We start from the raw sequence: 16150 nt of genomic DNA, 5'->3' as shown, positions 1-16150 counted from the left end.
CTCCATTTTCGCGCAAGCGGGAGCGGCTGTCAGGCCCGTGCGGGCTCGACGGCCATCCCGGCGCGGAGCTGCTCGATCGCCCGCCGCAGCAGCCGCGAGACGTGCATCTGCGACATGCCGAGCTCGGCCGCGATGCGCTCCTGGGTCATCTCGTCCGTGAACCGCCGCACCAGGATCTGCCGCGACTTCGGGGGCAGCGCGGCCACGAGCCGCCCGAGGACGCCGTTGGACAGCCGGTCGTCGACCCGGTCGAGGCGGGCGTCGAGAAAACCGACCCGGTCGAGCAGCTCGGTGTCCTCGGCGGCGGAGCGGGGCGCGTTGAGCGAACCCAGCCGGAAGGCCCACGAGGCGCTGACCGCGTCCGCGAGCGTGCCCGCGTCCACCCTGAGGTGGGCGGCGAGCTCGACCCGGGTCGGGGTCCGGCCGCGCAGCTGCTCCAGGTGGCCGGTCGCCACCCGCAGGTCGGCGCCGAGCTGCTGCGCGCCGCGCGGCACCCGCAGGTCCCAGACGCTGTCGCGGAAGTGCCGCTTGAGCGCGCCGACGATCGAGGGCACCGCGTAGCCGACGAACGGCACGAGCCGGGTCGCGTCGAACGCGTCGACCGCCCGGACCAGGGCCAGGGCGGCGACCTGGGTCAGGTCGTCGAGGTGCTCGCCGCGGCCCGCGTACCGCCTGGCCAGCCGGTGGGCCAGGGGCAGCATCGCCTCGACGGCCCGGTCACGCAGCTCCGCGCGGTCGGGGTGCCCGGCGGGCAGCCGGTCGCGGGCGCGCAGCAGGTCCTCCACGACAGGCGGCGTGGCGGACGGGTGGATGGCGGGTGTCGTGAGCAGGGTCATGGCGTTCACCGCCCCCTTCGGGGGCTCGGGTTCCACGGGCGTTCAAGGCTTGTGTCGCAGGAGTTCAGGGATTCGGGCGGGCAGGGCCTGGGCGCGGGTCAGCCGGCGCTCGCGGGCGCCGGGACGCGGCGGGTGGCGGGCGCCGCGGCGATGAGACGGCCGGCGAGCGCCTCGTACTGCGCGGCTACCTCGGGCCAGTGCACCGGCGGCCGGGCGGAGCGGGCCATCCGGGCGGCGACCGCGGGGTCGGTGAGGACCCGCCGGAGGGCCTTGGCGAGGGCCGCCGGGTTCCGGTGCGCCACCAGCAGGCCCCGGCCGCCACCGAGCAGCTCGATGGCGTGCGGGAACGTCGAGGCGACGATCGGTACACCGGCCGCCACCGCCTCGGCGAGCACCCCTGAGGTGACCTGGTCCGGATCGTCGTAGGGCAGCACCACGACGTCCGCGGACCGGATGAGCCCGCCGAGCGCCGCCTCGTCGTGGTGGAACGCCTGGTAGTCCACGGCGTGGGCGACGCCGAGCTGCGCGCCGAGGCGGTGCAGGCCCGCCCGGTACGCCTCGCCGTGCCGCTCCACGACCTTCGGATGGGTCTGCCCGGCGACGGTGAGCGTCGGGTCGAGGTCCTGGAGCTGTGCGAGGGCCCGCAGCGTCCACTCGACGCCCTTGCCCGGGCCGAGCAGCCCCCAGGTGAGCAGGTGCGGCCGCTCCCGCCGCGGCACCGGCGGATGCTCGGTGACGTGGTCGGTGGTGCCGTGCGGGATCACCACGACCTTCGCGGCGTCGACCGTGTAGCCGTGCAGGAGCCGGTCCTGCGCGGCGGCGCCCATCGTGACGACCACGCCGGCCGCGGCCACGACTGCCTCCAGCAGCGAACGGTGCCCCGGCGTCGGCCGGGTCGGGACCGCGTGCAGGACCACGATCGACGGGACGGTCAGGCGGCGCAGCAGCGGCAGGACGTCGCCGCCGCCGTTGCCGGGGTACAGGCCCGGTTCGTGCTGGACGACGGCCACGTCGAACGCGTTGAGCGCCTCGGCGGCACCCTGCCATCCGGGGCCCGCCCCGGCCGGCCAGGTGTGCACGACGCCCGGCGCTTGGCGCTGGTCGTCGCCGGCGGTGGTCATCCGCACGACGCCGCCGGCACACCCGCGCGCGTTCAGCGCGGCGGCGAGGCCCGCGTTGAACGCCGCCGAACCGCTGCGGGTCGGCGGGTGCGCGCTGAGGAATCCATAGCCGATGGCCATCTGCCGAGCCTTCCGATGCCGCGGCCCGGCGCGCCCGCCGAAGGCGGCGGTCACTGGTGGCCACGCGGGGACCGTTCGGCTGCTGATCCGCCGTCGACGGGACGTGCGTGCCGTCGCGATGGCGGTCCCGGTGCACGGTCTGGGCGGGGCCTCGATCGATGGGATCGCGTCCGTCGACGACGGACTGTCTGTGGTGCGGCCCCCTCACTCTACGCGCTGCGGGCCCGGACAGCAGAAACGCGGCGCGACCGGTCCCGTCCCGGCTCCGGCATCACGGCGGCTCGCGACGAACCATCGGTGATGGTTTTTGTTTGATTAGTGGGCGCATGTGAGCTGTTCCGTTCGGGAATGTTTCATGTTACGTTCCCGGGACCCGGGCTCCACCCAAGTCCGTCGATGCTCACCATCACGCCCGCTGCCGGCGCACGGCCGACCGCCAACCGGCCGCGCGCCGGTTCCGCGTGCTCTTTCCCGCCAGAAGGAGTTCGATGCGCCGCCTTCTCGCCCGTACCCTCGCCGTCCTGACGCTCGCCACGGGTGCGCTGATCGCGACCGGTGCGCCTGCTATCGCCGTCGTGCCGAAGACGCCGCCGCTGACGACACCGTGGACCAGCCAGGTGTCCACCACGAACCCGCTGCCGGAGTACCCCCGGCCGCAGATGACCCGCCCTGACTGGCAGTCGCTCAACGGCGAGTGGGAGTTCCTCAACCCGGCCACCGACGGCGCGGGCAACGTCAACCGGCTCGCGGCGCCGCCGCTGGGCCAGACGCTGCCCGAGCGGATCCTGGTGCCGTTCCCGGTCGAGTCGGCGCTGTCGGGCATCATGCGCAACGACAACCGCGACCTGATGTTCTACCGCCGCACGTTCACCGTGCCGGCCGGCTGGAACGGCCGGCGGGTCCAGCTGCACTTCGGTGCCGTGGACTACGAGGCCACCGTCTGGGTCAACGGCGTGCAGGTCACCACCCACAAGGGCGGCTACGACCGGTTCGAGGTCGACGTCACCGGCCAGCTCAACGGCGGCGTCAACGAACTCGTGGTGCGCGTCTACGACCCGACCGACGGCCGGGGCGAGAAGCAGCCGGTCGGCAAGCAGACCAACAACCCCAGCGGCATCTTCTACACGCCGACGTCCGGGATCTGGCAGACGGTCTGGCTGGAGCCGACCCCGGTGTCGTCGATCTTCTCCGTCGACGTCTACGCCAACCTCGCGAACAACACCGCCCGGGTGCGGGTCTTCACCCGCGGCAACGTCACCGGCCACACCGTCCTCGCCGAGGCGCTCAACGGATCGACCGTCGTCGGCAGCGCGACCGGCGGCTTCACCGAGTTCACCGTGCCGGTGCCCAACGCTCGGCGCTGGTCACCCGACGACCCGTTCCTGTACAACCTGCGGGTCTCGCTGCGCAACGGCGCCGGCGCCACCGTGGATCAGGTCGTGAGCTACTTCGGCATGCGGGAGATCGGCAAGAAGCTGGTCGACGGCGTGCTGCGGCCGACCCTCAACGGCGAGTTCGTCTTCCAGGCCGGGACGCTCGACCAGGGCTTCTGGCCCGACGGGCTCTACACCGCGCCGACCGACGCCGCGCTCGCCTCGGACCTGCAGAAGCACAAGGACCTCGGGTTCAACATGGTCCGCAAACACATCAAGGTCGAGCCGGCGCGCTGGTACTACCATGCCGACCGGCTGGGACTGCTGGTGTGGCAGGACATCCCGTCGACCCTGGCGTTCGACGCGAACCGCACCCCGGCGCAGATCGCGGAGCTGGAGGCGGAGGCCCGCGAGATCATCGACGAGCATCGCTTCTCCCCCGCCGTCGTCACGTACGTGCCGTTCAACGAGGGCTGGGGCGAGTGGAGCCTCGCCGACACACAACGCATCACCACGGACCTCAAGAACTACGACCCGACCCGCCTGATCAACCCGCACAGCGGCTACAACTGCTGCGCGTCCAAGGGCGACCCCGGTACCGGCGACATCATCGACTGGCACATCTACACCGGCCCGGACGCGCCGCTGCCGTCGGCGACCCGGGTGTCGGTCCTCGGCGAGTTCGGCGGGATCGGCCTGCGCACCCCCGGGCACGAGTACAGCCCCAACGGGCAGTTCTTCGCCTACGAGCAGGTGTTCAGCGGCGCGCAGCTCACCGACCGGTTCACCGGCATGATCCGCGACTCGCAGCAGCTGATGACGACCAAGGGCCTGTCGGCGTACGTGTACACCGAGATCACCGACGTCGAGGGCGAGTACAACGGGCTGCTCACCTACGACCGGCAGGTCCAGAAGGTCGACACCAACCAGGTCCGGACCGCGAACGTCAACCTCATCAACGCGTCGAAGAACCTCAACGCGGCGGTGCCGATGACGCTCGGGCACGTGCGGTCCTTCCAGGTGACCACGGCCGGGTTCACGAACCGCTATCTGCGGCACTCGGGCTCCTTCGCCCGCACCGACGTGCTCAGCGCCGCGAGCGCCGACGGGGCGCGGCAGGACGCGTCGTTCCGCACTGTGGCCGGCCTGGCCGACCCGCGGTGCTTCTCGTTCGAGTCGGTCAACTTCCCCGGCCAGTACCTGCGGCACGCCAGTTCCCGGGTCCGGATCGACACGAACACAGGCGGCAGCTTCGCCGCGGACGCGACCTGGTGCAGCCGCGCCGGGCTCGCCGCGGGGGGCACGTCGTTCGAGTCGGTCAACTTCCCCGGCTCGTACCTGCGCCACTACGCCGACACCGTCTACCTGGCCCGCAGCGGCGGCCCGAACGCCTGGGACACCGCGACCGGATTCGCCGCCGACGCGACCTGGAACACGGCGAACCCTGCCCTGTGGCGCAGTTCGGTGCTGCTGCAGACCGACGTGCGCAGGTCGCTGCAGGTCACCACGTGGGGCTTCACCGACCGGTACCTGCGCCACGCCGACAGCCTCGCCTACACCGAGATCGTCAACGCCGGCAGCAGCGCCCTGCTGAAGGCCGACGCCACCTACACGGTCCGGCGGGGGCTGGCCGACTCGTCCTGCTACTCGTTCGAGTCGGTGAACTTCCCCGGCCAGTTCCTGCGCCACGCCGACAGCCGGGTCCGCAACGCGGTCAACGACGGCTCGGCGCTGTTCCTCGCCGACGCCACCTTCTGCGCCCGCCCTGGCGTCGGCGGCACCGGCGTCACGTTGGAGTCGATCAACATCGCGGGCTCATACCTGCGGCACTTCGAGTCGGCGGTCTACATCTCCGCGGGCAACGGCACCGGTTTCCAGCGCCCGCAGGCGCTGACGGCCGACAGCAGCTGGAACCTGGCGTCGCCGTGGGCTCCGTAGGTCACTGATTGATGGTGGCGGAGAGGGCGGCGTCCTTCTCCGCCACCATCGTCTTCAGGGCCTCCTGGAAGTCGCGGACCTTGGCGAGGAGCACCGGGTCGGCGGCGGCGAGGATGCGCACGGCCATGAGCCCGGCGTTGCGGGCGCCGCCGATCGCCATCGTGGCCACGGGAATGCCGGCCGGCATCTGCACGATCGACATGAGCGAGTCCATGCCGTCCAGGTATTTCAGCGGCACGGGCACGCCGATGACCGGCAGCGGGGTCACGGAGGCGACCATGCCGGGCAGGTGCGCGGCGCCGCCCGCGCCGGCGATGATGACCTTCAGGCCGCGGTCCGCGGCGTGACCGGCGTAGTCGAGCATCAGCTGCGGCGTGCGGTGCGCGGACACGACCCGCACCTCATGGGCGATGCCGAACTCGTCGAGGGCCTCGGCGGCCAGCCGCATGACGGGCCAGTCGGAGTCGCTGCCCATGATGATGCCGACGTCGGTCAATGCTCATACCCTTCTTCGAGGATGCGGGCGGCCCTGGCGGCGCGCCGGCGGCAGTCTTCCAGGTCGTCGCCGAGGACCGTCACGTGGCCGATCTTGCGGCCGGGCCGGACCTGCTTGCCGTAGAGGTGGACCTTGGCGCCGGGCTCCTCGGCGAAGAGGTGGTGCAGCCGCTCGTCGATCGACATGCCGCCGGGCGCGCCGCCGAGCACGTTGGCCATCACGACGGCGGGGGCGGTGAGCCGGGTGTCGCCCATCGGGTAGTCGAGCACGGCCCGCAGGTGCTGCTCGAACTGTGACGTCCTGGCGCCCTCGATGGTCCAGTGCGCGGAGTTGTGAGGGCGCATCGCCAGCTCGTTGACGAGGATCCGCCCGTCGGCCGTCTCGAACAGCTCGACGGCGAGCACGCCGACGACGCCGAGGCGGGTGGCGATGTCGATGGCGAGCCGCTGCGCCTCGACGGCGAGGTCCTCGTCGAGGCCGGGTGCGGGCGCGAGGACCTCGACGCAGATGCCGTCCCGCTGCACGGTCTCCACGATCGGATACGCGGCGACCTGGCCGAGCGGCGACCTGGCCACGACGGCGGCGAGCTCCCGCTTGAGGTCGACCAGCTCCTCGCCGATGAGGTCCGGGTGATCTGGGATGTCCGCTTCCGTGTGCGCTGTGAAGACGCCACGGCCGTCGTAGCCGCCGGTGGCGGTCTTCACGATGATCGGCCAGCCGACCTCGTCGCCGAACTGCTGGAGATCGCCGCTGGTCCACCTGGGTACGGGAAAGCCCAGCTCCGCCAGGTGGGTGCGCATCTCGCGCTTGTTCTGCGCGTAGCGGAGCGCGTCGGCGCCGGGCAGCAGGGTGACACCCTCGGCGGCCAGGGTGCGGATGAGGTCGCCGGGCACGTGCTCGTGGTCGAAGGTGACCACGTCGCAGCCCTTCGCGAAGGCCCGGACAGCGTCGATGTCGTCGTGCCGGCCGACCGTGACGTCGGCGGCGACCAGCGCGGCGCCGTCGTCGGCGGAGACGGCGAGCACCCGCAGCGACTGGCCGAGGGCGATGGCGGCCTGGTGGGTCATGCGGGCCAGCTGGCCGCCGCCCACCATGCCCACGACGGGGAGTCCGGTTCGCGAGTCCATAGGCTGGTCAGCCTAACGTTTGCCGGCCGCGGCGCCCTTGTCGCGGGCGCCGCGGCCGGTGCGGATCACACCGTGGGGCCCTGCTTGCGGAGCTCGTCCACCTGGGTCATGGCCTGGCGGAGCTCGGCCAGCCACGACTCGGCGTGCTGCCCGACGAGGGCGACGCACCAGGCCAGGGCCTCGGAGCGGGACCTGGCCACGCCGGAGTCGACCAGGGTGTCCAGGACCTGCCGCTCCGCCTGCCGCAGCCGGGTCATCACCGGCGCGGAGAACGTGGTGAACAGCTCCCGGGTCTCGCCGACCCGCACGCCCCACGCGACCTTGCGCTGGTAGCGCCGCTCCAGCTGCTGCGCGATGCCGATCCGCTGGTCACGGGTGGTCTCCCGGAACCCGGCGATACGGCCCTGCTCGGCGGCGGAGCGGTCGGCGTCGCTCGCGTCGTCGGCCAGGGTGGGCTCGCTGAGCCGCCCGACAATGGTGATCTCGTCACGGTCGATGGTGATCTCGGCAGGCCCGGTGAACCAGCCCTCGGGCAGCGCGCCGCCGATCCAGGCGGGCGCGTCGGTGGCGGGCGGCGGCTGCTCGGCGCGCGGGCGCCATTCTCCTCGTCGCATGTGCTTACTCCCTTGCTCGCGTATCGCTGATTACACGATTACACCGTTACAAGGGCATGCCAAGGGAAGGCGTGTTCGCCTGGCGCTTAACCCAGACCGGCGACCAGGTCCTCCAGGGCGGTCACGGGTGCGTCGCACACGAAGTTGCGGCAGATGTACGCGGTGGGCCTGCCGTCGCGCTGGACCCGGCTCTCCAGCAGCGGCGTCCCCGGCGTGTCCGGCGGGCCGGCGACGACCACGGCGCCGGGCGGCGCGTGCCACCAGGCGGCGGCGACGAGCGGGTCGTTGCGGTCCGTGGTGGCGATCGCGATCTCGTACGGGCCGGACAGCAGCGCCTCGCCGACCGAGCAGGCATAGCCGGTGAACCGGCCGTGGGTGGCGGCGACCATCGCAACCGTGGCCAGGGCCCGCTCCGCCGCCTCCCTTCTGGTGACGTCCGCCGTCAGCGCCGAGTACGTGACCAGTGCCGCCGCGATCGCGGACAGGCCGGACGGGGTCGCGTTGTCGGTCACGTCGCGGGGCCTGCTGACCAGCTGCTCCGCGTCGTCGGCGGTGTCGAAGAACCCGCCGTCGGGGTCCGCGAACCGTTCCAGGGCCACGTCGAGGAGCTGTCCCGCGAGGGCCAGCCACTCGCCGTCGCCGGTCGCCTGGTGCACCGCGCAGAACGCCTCCGCGACCGCGCCGTAGTCCTCCAGGACGCCGGCGGGCGTGCCGACGACGCCGTCGCGGGACACCCGCCGCAGCCGCCCGTCGACGATGTGGGTGTCGGCCAGGTACCTGGCGGTGCCGACGGCGAGCTCGACGGCCGTCGGGTCGCCGTACACCTGGCCGAACTCGATCAACGCGGTGATCGCCAGCCCGTTCCACGCCGCGACGATCTTGCCGTCGCGGCCCGGCTGCGGCCTAGCGTCGCGGGCGGCGTGCAGGCGCCGCTTGATGTCCAGCCAACGCTCCAGGTTGAGCGGATCCTCGGGCAGCTGCAGCACCGAGGCGCCGTCCTCGAACGTGCCGTCCGCGGTGACCTCGAGCAGGTAGCGGGCCCAGGCGCCGTCGATCTCGCCGAGCACCTCGTCGATCTGCGCCGGCGTCCACACGTAGGTGAGACCCTCGACGCCGTCGGTGTCCGCGTCCAGCGCCGAGATGAACCCGCGCCCGTCGTGCAGGTCACGCCGCAGGAAGTCGGCGACCTCCCCCGCGACCCGCCGCGCGGTGCCGCCGCCGGCGATGCGGTGCAGCTGCACGTAGACCCGCAGCAGCAGCGCGTTGTCGTAGAGCATCTTCTCGAAGTGCGGCACCGTCCACGTGCCGTCCACCGCGTACCGCGCGAACCCGCCGGCGAGCTGGTCGTACATGCCGCCGCGGGCCATCCGCTCGCAGGTGAACCGCACGATGTCGAGCACCTCGTCGTCGCGGGTGCGCTGGTAGTGCCGCAGCAGGAACAGCAGGTTCATGTGCGGCGGGAACTTGGGCGCCCCGCCGAACCCGCCGTGCTCCTTGTCGTAGGCCTTGACCAGGCTCCGCGCCGCCGCGTCCAGCACGCCCTCGTGCATCGGGTTCGCCGGCGGCCTCGCGGCGACCTGCCGGATCGCGTCGACCACCTTGGCGCTCTGCGCTCTTACTGCCGTCCTCTGGTCGCGCCAAGCCTCGGACACCGCCGTGACGAGGCGCTCGAACGCGTCGCGCGGGAAGTAGGTGCCGCAGTAGAACGGCTCGCCGTCAGGCGTGGCGAAGACCGTCATCGGCCAGCCGCCCTGCCCGGTCATCGCCTGCGTCGCCGTCATGTACACGGCGTCGACGTCGGGCCGCTCCTCCCGGTCCACCTTGATCGGCACCGTCAGCTCGTTGACGAGCGCGGCGACGCCCTCGTGCTCGAACGACTCGTGCGCCATCACGTGACACCAGTGGCACGCCGAATACCCCACGCTGATCAGGAGCGGGACGTCGCGCCGTCTGGCTTCGGCGAAGGCTTCATCTCCCCACTGCCACCAGTCGACCGGGTTGTCCTTGTGCTGCAGCAGGTACGGCGAAGTCGCGTCGGCAAGGCGGTTGGCCATACCGCCAGCCTCTCACGCGGAGCGCAGCACCTCCCACGGCATCGACGTCGCGGCCCGGGTCAGGGTGTCGGCCCAGGCGACGATCACGTCCGGGTCCCCGGAGCCCTCGCAGAGCAGGTACTGGCCCTCGATCCACCAGGGCGGGACCACGCCGAAGATCGACGCCCGGGCGGGGACGCGACCGGCGAACAGCTGGGCGAGGGCCGGATCAGGGGCGTCCGCGGCGACCTGGCCGGCGGCGTCGAAGGACGCGTGCGACAGGAACGGCACGGACACCGGCAGGGGCACCATCCACACGGTCTGCACCGGGTCCGAGCGGCGGGGTTTGCGGCGGTGCCGGTCGCCGGCGAGCACCGGCACGCCGTTCACGGAGCCCCTGACCACGTCGGACAGCTCGAAGGACTGCGCGCCCTCCTGGATGCCGATGAGCTTGCGGGCCGACTGCGGACCGGGGACCGGCATGGCGAGCGACGGCAGGAACTCCCAGCCCTGCCGGGCCGCGAGGCGCTTGCGGTTGCGGGTCGGCGGCAGGGCGGGCAGGCTCCGGTACAGGTCGAGGACGACGGACAGGATGCCCATCTCGACGGCGAGGACCACGGCCGCCGTCACGTACTTGTTGACCTGCGGGATCAGGTCGGAGACGGCGATCATCGTGACGATGCCGCCGATGGAGGCGAAGATCCCGCCGACGACCGTGATCCGGCCGTCGAAGCGGGTGCCGAGCAGCCCCACGGCGACGCCGACGATCAGGAAGCCGATGACGGCCGCGGCCGCGCCCGGCAGGCCGGCCTTGGACAGCGGGACGCCGATCGCGGCGACGAGGGCGCCGCCACCGAGGACGGCGATGACGGCGATGGCGCGGTCGCTGAGGCCGACGCCGCGCGGGCCGCGGCTGACCTCGCGGCGGGCCGGCAGGACCGGGCGGCGGCGGGCGGTCAGCTCTGCCTCGATGCGGTCGACGAAGGCCGTGTAGTCCGCCTTGTCGGCGCCTGTGACGTCCAGCGTGCGGCCGTCGAACGTGACCAGCCCTGCCGCGATGGCCTTGGCGTCCTTGCGGGTGACGTACATCTCGTCGATCCACGAGAGCTGGGCGGCATCGGTGCGGCGGTTGCGGGTCCACACCAGGCCGTGCTGGTAGTGGTACACGACGACGTAGGCGCGGAAGAGCCTGAAGAAGGCGTAGCCGGTCGCGGCGAGGCCGCCGATCGCGAGCAGGATGACGAGGAGGGCGAGCGGCTTCACCAGGAAGAACTGCCCCAGCCAGCCGACGCCCGCCATGGCGCCGAACAGGATCGCCGCGATGACCAGGCCGGTGAGGCACTCCACCAGCGGATGGTCGCCCTTGTGCGCGCCGACGAGCGCACCGAGCTGCTGGCGCTGGGCGAGTGCCGCGACCCGTGGCGGCACGCGGAAGGTCGATGCGTCCATGGCTCCCCCGAGACTGCTCGAACGGTGATGTCCGATCGACGCTGGACAGTACGCCATGGCCCCGGCGCGCGCTGCCCGTCGGCTTTACATCTCCGCCCGCGTCTGTCACTGTTCTAGAACAGTCACAACAGTTCTAGAACTCTTGGAGCCACGACACCATGGGTGATCTGCTGATCCGGCCGGACCGCACGCCGGCCCGCGTGCGGCTGATGGACGATCCGGGACCGCTGGGCAGGTTCGGGGAATACGGCGGGCGCTATGTGCCCGAATCCCTGATCCCCGCCTGCCGGAAGGTCGAGGAGGCGTTCCGGGCGGCATGGGCCGACCCCGCGTTCCGCAACCAGCTCGCCGGCCTGCTCGCCACGCACGTCGGCCGCCCGACGCCGCTGACGCCGGCGGTGCGGCTGTCCGCCGAGCTGGGCGTGACGCTGCTGCTCAAGCGCGAGGACCTCACCCACACCGGCTCCCACAAGATCAATAACGTGATCGGCCAGGCGCTGCTGGCGACCCGGATGGGGCACAGGCGGCTGATCGCCGAGACCGGGGCCGGGCAGCACGGGGTGGCGACCGCGACGGCGGCGGCGATGTTCGGGCTGTCGGCGACCGTGTTCATGGGCGAGCGCGACATCGAGCGGCAGGCGCTCAACGTGTTCCGGATGCGGATGCTCGGCGCCGAGGTCGTGCCGGTCCGCACCGGTGCCAGGACGTTGAAGGACGCCACCAGCGAGGCGATGCGCCACTGGGTCGGCGCCACCGAGGACAGCTACTACTGCATGGGATCCGTGCTCGGCCCGATGCCCTATCCGTGGATGGTGCGCGAGTTCCAGCGGGTCATCGGCGACGAGGCCCGCCGCCAGTGCGCCACCGCCCTGCCGGCCGCCGTGCCCGACTACGTCGTGGCGTGCGTCGGCGGCGGATCCAACGCGGCCGGGACGTTCGCCGGGTTCGTCGACACGACCGCGAAGCTGGTCGGGGTCGAGGCGGAGGGCGGCGCCGGCGCCACCCGCGGCACCCTCGGCGTGCTGCACGGGGTGCGGTCGATGTTCCTGCAGGACGACGACGGGCAGGTGCTGGAGGCCCACTCGATCGCCGCCGGCCTCGACTACCCCGGCATCGGCCCCGAGCACGTGCACCTGCGCGACCTGGGCCGGGCCCGGTATGTGACGGTCGACGACACCGAGGTGGTCGACGCGGTCGTGCGGCTGGCCCGCACTGAGGGCATCGTGGCGGCGCTGGAGTCCGCGCACGCGGTCGCATGGGTGATCCGCGCCGCGACCGACGGCACACTGCCCGCCGGCTCGACCGTGATGCTCACCCTGTCCGGCCGTGGCGACAAGGACATCTCCGCCCTGAAGGAGCTGCTGTGAAGCTGCCCGCCGACCACAAGGTCCTGATGCCCTATCTCACCGGCGGCGCGGTCGCCGACTGGACCGACCACCTGCGGGCGCTCGTCGACGCCGGCGCCGACGCGATCGAGATCGGCCTGCCGTTCTCCGACCCGACGCTCGACGGCGCCACCATCCAGGAGGCCACCCACGCGGCGCTGACCCGCGGCACGACCCTGCGCGGCGTCCTGACCCGCGTCTCGGAGATCGCCGGCACCGTGCCGCTCGTCGCCAGCACGTATGCCAACCTCGTCGTCCGCGACCTCGCCTTCTGCGGCAACCTCCGCGACGCCGGCTTCGACGGGCTGATCGTGCCCGACCTGCCGCTCGAGGAGTGCGCCGAGTTCGAGCACCAGGACCTGGACCTCGTGCTGCTGGCGTCTCCGGCCTCGACCGACGAGCGCCTCGACGAGATCGCCCGCCGCAGCCGCGGCTTCGTCTACGCGGTCACGGTCATGGGCACCACGGGCGAGCGCGAGACACTCGCCGACTCCGCGGCCGCCCTGGCGCGGCGGCTCACCGACCGCTGCGACCTGCCGGTGTTGCTAGGATTCGGCATCTCCACCCCGGCGCAGGCCGCGCAGGCCGCCCAGCTCGCCGACGGTGTCGTCATCGGCGCCGCGATCATGCGCCGGGTGCTCGACGGCGCCACACCGGCCGAGCTCGGGGCGTATCTCCGGTCCATCCGGGAGGCCATAGACGAAGGGTGAGCCGATCAACCCCGAGCCGCGGTATCGCAGCATCGCCGCCGACCTGGCCGAGAAGATCCGCGCCGGGCACTACGCGCCGGGCGACGCCCTGCCCGCGCAACGGGACCTCAGCCACAGCTATGGCGTGACCCTGATGACGCTGCGGCAGGCCCTGCGGCACCTCAGCGACGAAGGGCTGATCGTCCAGCAGGCGGGCAAGGGCACCTATGTGTCACCGCCGCACCTCGCGTATCGGCTCGGGTCCCTGCGCAGCCTCGCCGACGACCTGCGCGACCAGGGGCACGAGGTGCACACCCGCGTCCTGGACTGCGCTCTGCGCCGCCCGCCGTCGGCGGTCGCCGTCCAGCTGGGGGCGCCGGCGCTGCGGCTCGAGCGGGTCCGGGAGTTCGCCGGACGCCCCGCCGTGCACCAGGTGTCGTGGGTGCGCAAGCCGTTCGGCAACCGGCTGCGCTCGGTCGATTTCACGACCAAGTCGCTGTATGCGGCGCTGGCCGACGCCGGGGTCGCGGTCGCCAGGGCCGCGGAGACGATCCGGCCCGACGTGCTGGACGAGGGCCTGGCGGGGCACCTGCGCGCGCCGGCGGGCACCCCGGTCTTCGTGAGCGACCGGACCACGTACTCCCTGGACGACACCACCGTCGTCGTCGACCGCGCCGTGATCCTGGGCGACATGATGGAGATCAGGGCCGCCCGCGCGGCGACCGGGCTGTCGCTGACCTGGTCCGGCTCCCAGCCGTAACCCGCCCGCCGCTTGCGTCCCGCTGCTTCCGCCCTGCGTGATCCCTGCACCTCGGTTCCCGCCGCCCGTGCCATGCCCACCGACACTCTGGCCACCGCGATCTGCCTGCCGGCACCGGACCTGCCCCAGGGGCTGGACCTGCCGGGCACGGACACCGGGCGCCGGACGCACGGACACCGGGCACGGACACCGGGCACGCGCGCCGGGCACGCACGCCGGGCACGCACGCCGGACGCGGGACGCGGGACGCTCGGACACCAGGCACACACACCGGACGCGCACGCCGGGCGCCGGACGCTCGGACACCAGGCACGCACGCCGGGCACGCACGCCGGACGCCGAACGCTCGGACACCAGGCACGCACGCCGGGCACGCACGCCGGACGCCGAACGCTCGGACACCAGGCACGCACGCCGGGCACGCACGCCGGACGCCGAACGCTCGGACACCAGGCACGCACGCCGGGCACGCACGCCGGACGCCGGACGCCGGACGCTCGGACACCGGGCACGGACACCGGGCACGCACGCCGGGCACGCACGCCGGGCACGAACGCCAGACTCGCCGGCCGGACGCCGGATGCGGGACGCCGGGCACTTGGGCCGCTCTTGCACGCTCCCCCGAGCCGTGCCGCATTTCGGCCGTGATCGAAGTCGCGGGGTGGTCGCCCCGACGGCCGAATCCATCCTTCGACCGCGATCCGGACGAGGTGCCGCCGCCGCGCGGAGCCGCCAAGCCCATCCACCCGGACGCCAACGACCAGACACCAGCCACCGAAAGGCCGGACGCTCATGATCACGGGCAACCCGGGTCTCCGGACCACAACGCCCGGAGTGCCGGGGCTGGTTGGCGCGTGGGGTCAGACGTGGCCGCGGAGGGACTCGTCGTAGATGACGGCCGGTGGCGTGTCGAGCAGGTCGTGGGCGGCGCGGCTGAAGGTGCTCGCGTCCCGGCGGCGGCGTAGCTCCACCGTCACCGAGTCGCAGGACGCGCCGCCTTCCAGCGTCGCGACCGCGCCCGACGGGAGCAGGAACACCGCCTCGTGGGCGCCGACGGTCTTGTCCGTTGGGCGGCCGGCGATGCCGACTACGGTGGCGTTGACCACGATCTGGCCGCGCGAGAGGGTGGCCCGCTCGCCGACGCGAATGTCGTGGGCGGCCGCGGTCCGCTCGTCGATGAGCAGTTGCGAGTCCGAGGCCGGGTACGCCCCGGACCGCAGTTGCGACCAGCGCAGGCCCGGCCGGTTCGCGGCGGTCAGGACCGTCGAGCCGTTGAGGACGCCGCGTGAGGTGACGACGGTGACGCCGTACAGGGTGGAGCCGCACTCGACGGCGGCCGCCTGCGGCAACGACGCGAGCCGGTCGACCTGCCGTGGGGTGAAGCTGCCGACGAGGCGCACGTCGGCGTCGCCGGGCAGGTCCGCGAACTGCGCCGAGCTGCCGTAGCGGTCGAGGACCACGAAGGCCGCGACAGCGACCGCCCCGACCATGAAGACGACACCGACCGTCCGCTCCCCGCGCATGTCGCAGACGGTACCGGAGTCGTCACCCCTGGCCGGGGCGCCACGCAGGCCGCTGGTCAGGCGGTGCGGCCCAGGTACCGCAGCAGCGTCGCCGCCGAACCGTCGGCGCCGGAGTCCGGCAGGGCGGGGGCGTAGGCGCCGTATGCCCGCAGGGGTTCGACGATCTCCCGCGCGACCGGCAGCAGCCGCTCCGCGAGCGCGTCCGGCAGGGGCGAGGGCTGCCCGGTCGCGACGGCGACGTCCCAGGCGTGGACGGCGGCGTCGAGCCCGCACGCCCCGGCACCGAGCCAGCCGGCCATCTTGCCCTGCGGCAGCGGCGTGGGCGCGTCGGTGGCGTCGGCCGCGATGGTCGCCCAGGCCGCGGCGGACGCCCGCATCGTCTCCTCGACGAACGCCACGAACGCGTCGAAGTCCCCGTCGAGCTCACCGGACGGCGCGAACGGGTCGAACGCCGGCCACCCCTCCCCGGTGACCGCCGCGGCGAAGCCGAGCTGGTCGCCGGCCGCGTGCTGCAGGACCTGCGTGACGTTCCACGACTCGCACGGCGTCGGCAGCGTCAGGTCCGCCGGCCGCAGCCCGGCGAGCACCGCCCGCAACGCCGCGTGCGACTCGTCCAGGACGGTCCAGGTGTTCGAGCTCATCGCGCACTCCTCAACTCGGTGACTGCGTCCAGTCTATCAGAACGG

Annotated in this window: 13 protein-coding genes; 4 read left to right on the top strand and 9 right to left on the bottom strand. The window is 72.8% G+C overall.

The window, feature by feature from the left end:
• Nucleotides 1-29: 29 nt before the first annotated feature.
• Together OHA72_RS14185 and OHA72_RS14180 are read right to left on the bottom strand one after the other, a co-directional pair.
• Nucleotides 30-836, bottom strand: a complete 807-nt coding sequence (locus OHA72_RS14185; protein WP_327008290.1) for a sigma-70 family RNA polymerase sigma factor — start codon at nt 834-836, stop codon at nt 30-32.
• 98 nt (nt 837-934) lie between these two features.
• Nucleotides 935-2077 carry a glycosyltransferase gene (locus OHA72_RS14180; RefSeq protein ID WP_327008289.1) on the bottom strand — a complete coding sequence of 381 codons (1143 nt, stop codon included), beginning with the start codon at nt 2075-2077 and terminating at the stop codon, nt 935-937.
• A 488-nt stretch (nt 2078-2565) separates the two neighbouring features.
• On the opposite strand from OHA72_RS14180, the gene OHA72_RS14175 reads away from it, so the two are divergent.
• Entirely contained in the window at nt 2566-5388 is a 2823-nt protein-coding gene (locus OHA72_RS14175) for an AbfB domain-containing protein (protein WP_327008288.1), read from the top strand.
• Between the two features lies 1 nt (nt 5389).
• Here the strand turns inward: OHA72_RS14175 and purE are convergent, their stop codons facing one another.
• The 5 genes from purE to OHA72_RS14150 all read right to left on the bottom strand — a co-directional run bounded on the left by purE (nt 5390) and on the right by OHA72_RS14150 (nt 11107).
• Nucleotides 5390-5884, bottom strand: a complete 495-nt coding sequence (gene purE, locus OHA72_RS14170; RefSeq protein WP_327008287.1) for a 5-(carboxyamino)imidazole ribonucleotide mutase — start codon at nt 5882-5884, stop codon at nt 5390-5392.
• Nucleotides 5881-7011 carry a 5-(carboxyamino)imidazole ribonucleotide synthase gene (locus OHA72_RS14165; RefSeq protein WP_327008286.1) on the bottom strand — a complete coding sequence of 377 codons (1131 nt, stop codon included), beginning with the start codon at nt 7009-7011 and terminating at the stop codon, nt 5881-5883. Before OHA72_RS14165 ends, purE begins: the two co-directional genes overlap by 4 nt.
• A 65-nt stretch (nt 7012-7076) precedes the next feature.
• Nucleotides 7077-7625 carry an ATP-binding transcription factor AbmR gene (locus tag OHA72_RS14160; protein ID WP_327008285.1) on the bottom strand — a complete coding sequence of 183 codons (549 nt, stop codon included), beginning with the start codon at nt 7623-7625 and terminating at the stop codon, nt 7077-7079.
• A gap of 86 nt (nt 7626-7711) precedes the next feature.
• Nucleotides 7712-9679 carry a thioredoxin domain-containing protein gene (locus OHA72_RS14155; protein WP_327008284.1) on the bottom strand — a complete coding sequence of 656 codons (1968 nt, stop codon included), beginning with the start codon at nt 9677-9679 and terminating at the stop codon, nt 7712-7714.
• A gap of 12 nt (nt 9680-9691) precedes the next feature.
• Entirely contained in the window at nt 9692-11107 is a 1416-nt protein-coding gene (locus OHA72_RS14150; RefSeq protein ID WP_327008283.1) for a hypothetical protein, read from the bottom strand.
• 158 nt (nt 11108-11265) lie between these two features.
• On the opposite strand from OHA72_RS14150, the gene trpB reads away from it, so the two are divergent.
• Genes trpB through OHA72_RS14135 form a run of 3 tightly spaced genes read left to right on the top strand, consistent with a single transcriptional unit; the run spans nt 11266 to nt 13941 of the window.
• On the top strand, nt 11266-12474 hold the full coding sequence (gene trpB, locus OHA72_RS14145) for a tryptophan synthase subunit beta (protein WP_442788579.1): 1209 nt from the start codon (nt 11266-11268) through the stop codon (nt 12472-12474).
• Nucleotides 12471-13202 (top strand): tryptophan synthase subunit alpha, encoded by a 732-nt coding sequence (gene trpA, locus OHA72_RS14140; RefSeq protein WP_327008282.1) that lies wholly within the window; start codon nt 12471-12473, stop codon nt 13200-13202. Before trpB ends, trpA begins: the two co-directional genes overlap by 4 nt.
• A gap of 4 nt (nt 13203-13206) precedes the next feature.
• Nucleotides 13207-13941: a GntR family transcriptional regulator gene (locus OHA72_RS14135; RefSeq protein WP_327011556.1), complete on the top strand. Its 735-nt coding sequence runs from the start codon at nt 13207-13209 to the stop codon at nt 13939-13941.
• Between the two features lie 860 nt (nt 13942-14801).
• Here the strand turns inward: OHA72_RS14135 and OHA72_RS14130 are convergent.
• Both OHA72_RS14130 and OHA72_RS14125 read right to left on the bottom strand, forming a co-directional pair.
• Nucleotides 14802-15464 carry a hypothetical protein gene (locus tag OHA72_RS14130; protein WP_327008281.1) on the bottom strand — a complete coding sequence of 221 codons (663 nt, stop codon included), beginning with the start codon at nt 15462-15464 and terminating at the stop codon, nt 14802-14804.
• A 56-nt stretch (nt 15465-15520) separates the two neighbouring features.
• Entirely contained in the window at nt 15521-16105 is a 585-nt protein-coding gene (locus OHA72_RS14125) for a TIGR03086 family metal-binding protein (RefSeq protein WP_327008280.1), read from the bottom strand.
• Between the last annotated feature and the right edge of the window lie 45 nt (nt 16106-16150).

The organism is Dactylosporangium sp. NBC_01737 (assembly GCF_035963215.1).
Classification (GTDB): Bacteria; Actinomycetota; Actinomycetes; order Mycobacteriales; family Micromonosporaceae; genus Dactylosporangium.
This window is presented reverse-complemented; position numbering and strand designations above follow the sequence as displayed.

Coding starts and splice junctions, on each gene's coding strand:
- OHA72_RS14130 (WP_327008281.1), bottom strand. CDS start 15,464: ATGCGCGGGGAGCGGACGGTCGGTGTCGTCTTCATGGTCGGGGCGGTC.
- OHA72_RS14155 (WP_327008284.1), bottom strand. CDS start 9,679: ATGGCCAACCGCCTTGCCGACGCGACTTCGCCGTACCTGCTGCAGCAC.
- OHA72_RS14150 (WP_327008283.1), bottom strand. CDS start 11,107: ATGGACGCATCGACCTTCCGCGTGCCGCCACGGGTCGCGGCACTCGCC.
- OHA72_RS14185 (WP_327008290.1), bottom strand. CDS start 836: ATGACCCTGCTCACGACACCCGCCATCCACCCGTCCGCCACGCCGCCT.
- OHA72_RS14180 (WP_327008289.1), bottom strand. CDS start 2,077: ATGGCCATCGGCTATGGATTCCTCAGCGCGCACCCGCCGACCCGCAGC.
- trpB (WP_442788579.1), top strand. CDS start 11,266: ATGGGTGATCTGCTGATCCGGCCGGACCGCACGCCGGCCCGCGTGCGG.
- OHA72_RS14160 (WP_327008285.1), bottom strand. CDS start 7,625: ATGCGACGAGGAGAATGGCGCCCGCGCGCCGAGCAGCCGCCGCCCGCC.
- OHA72_RS14125 (WP_327008280.1), bottom strand. CDS start 16,105: ATGAGCTCGAACACCTGGACCGTCCTGGACGAGTCGCACGCGGCGTTG.
- OHA72_RS14175 (WP_327008288.1), top strand. CDS start 2,566: ATGCGCCGCCTTCTCGCCCGTACCCTCGCCGTCCTGACGCTCGCCACG.
- OHA72_RS14165 (WP_327008286.1), bottom strand. CDS start 7,011: ATGGACTCGCGAACCGGACTCCCCGTCGTGGGCATGGTGGGCGGCGGC.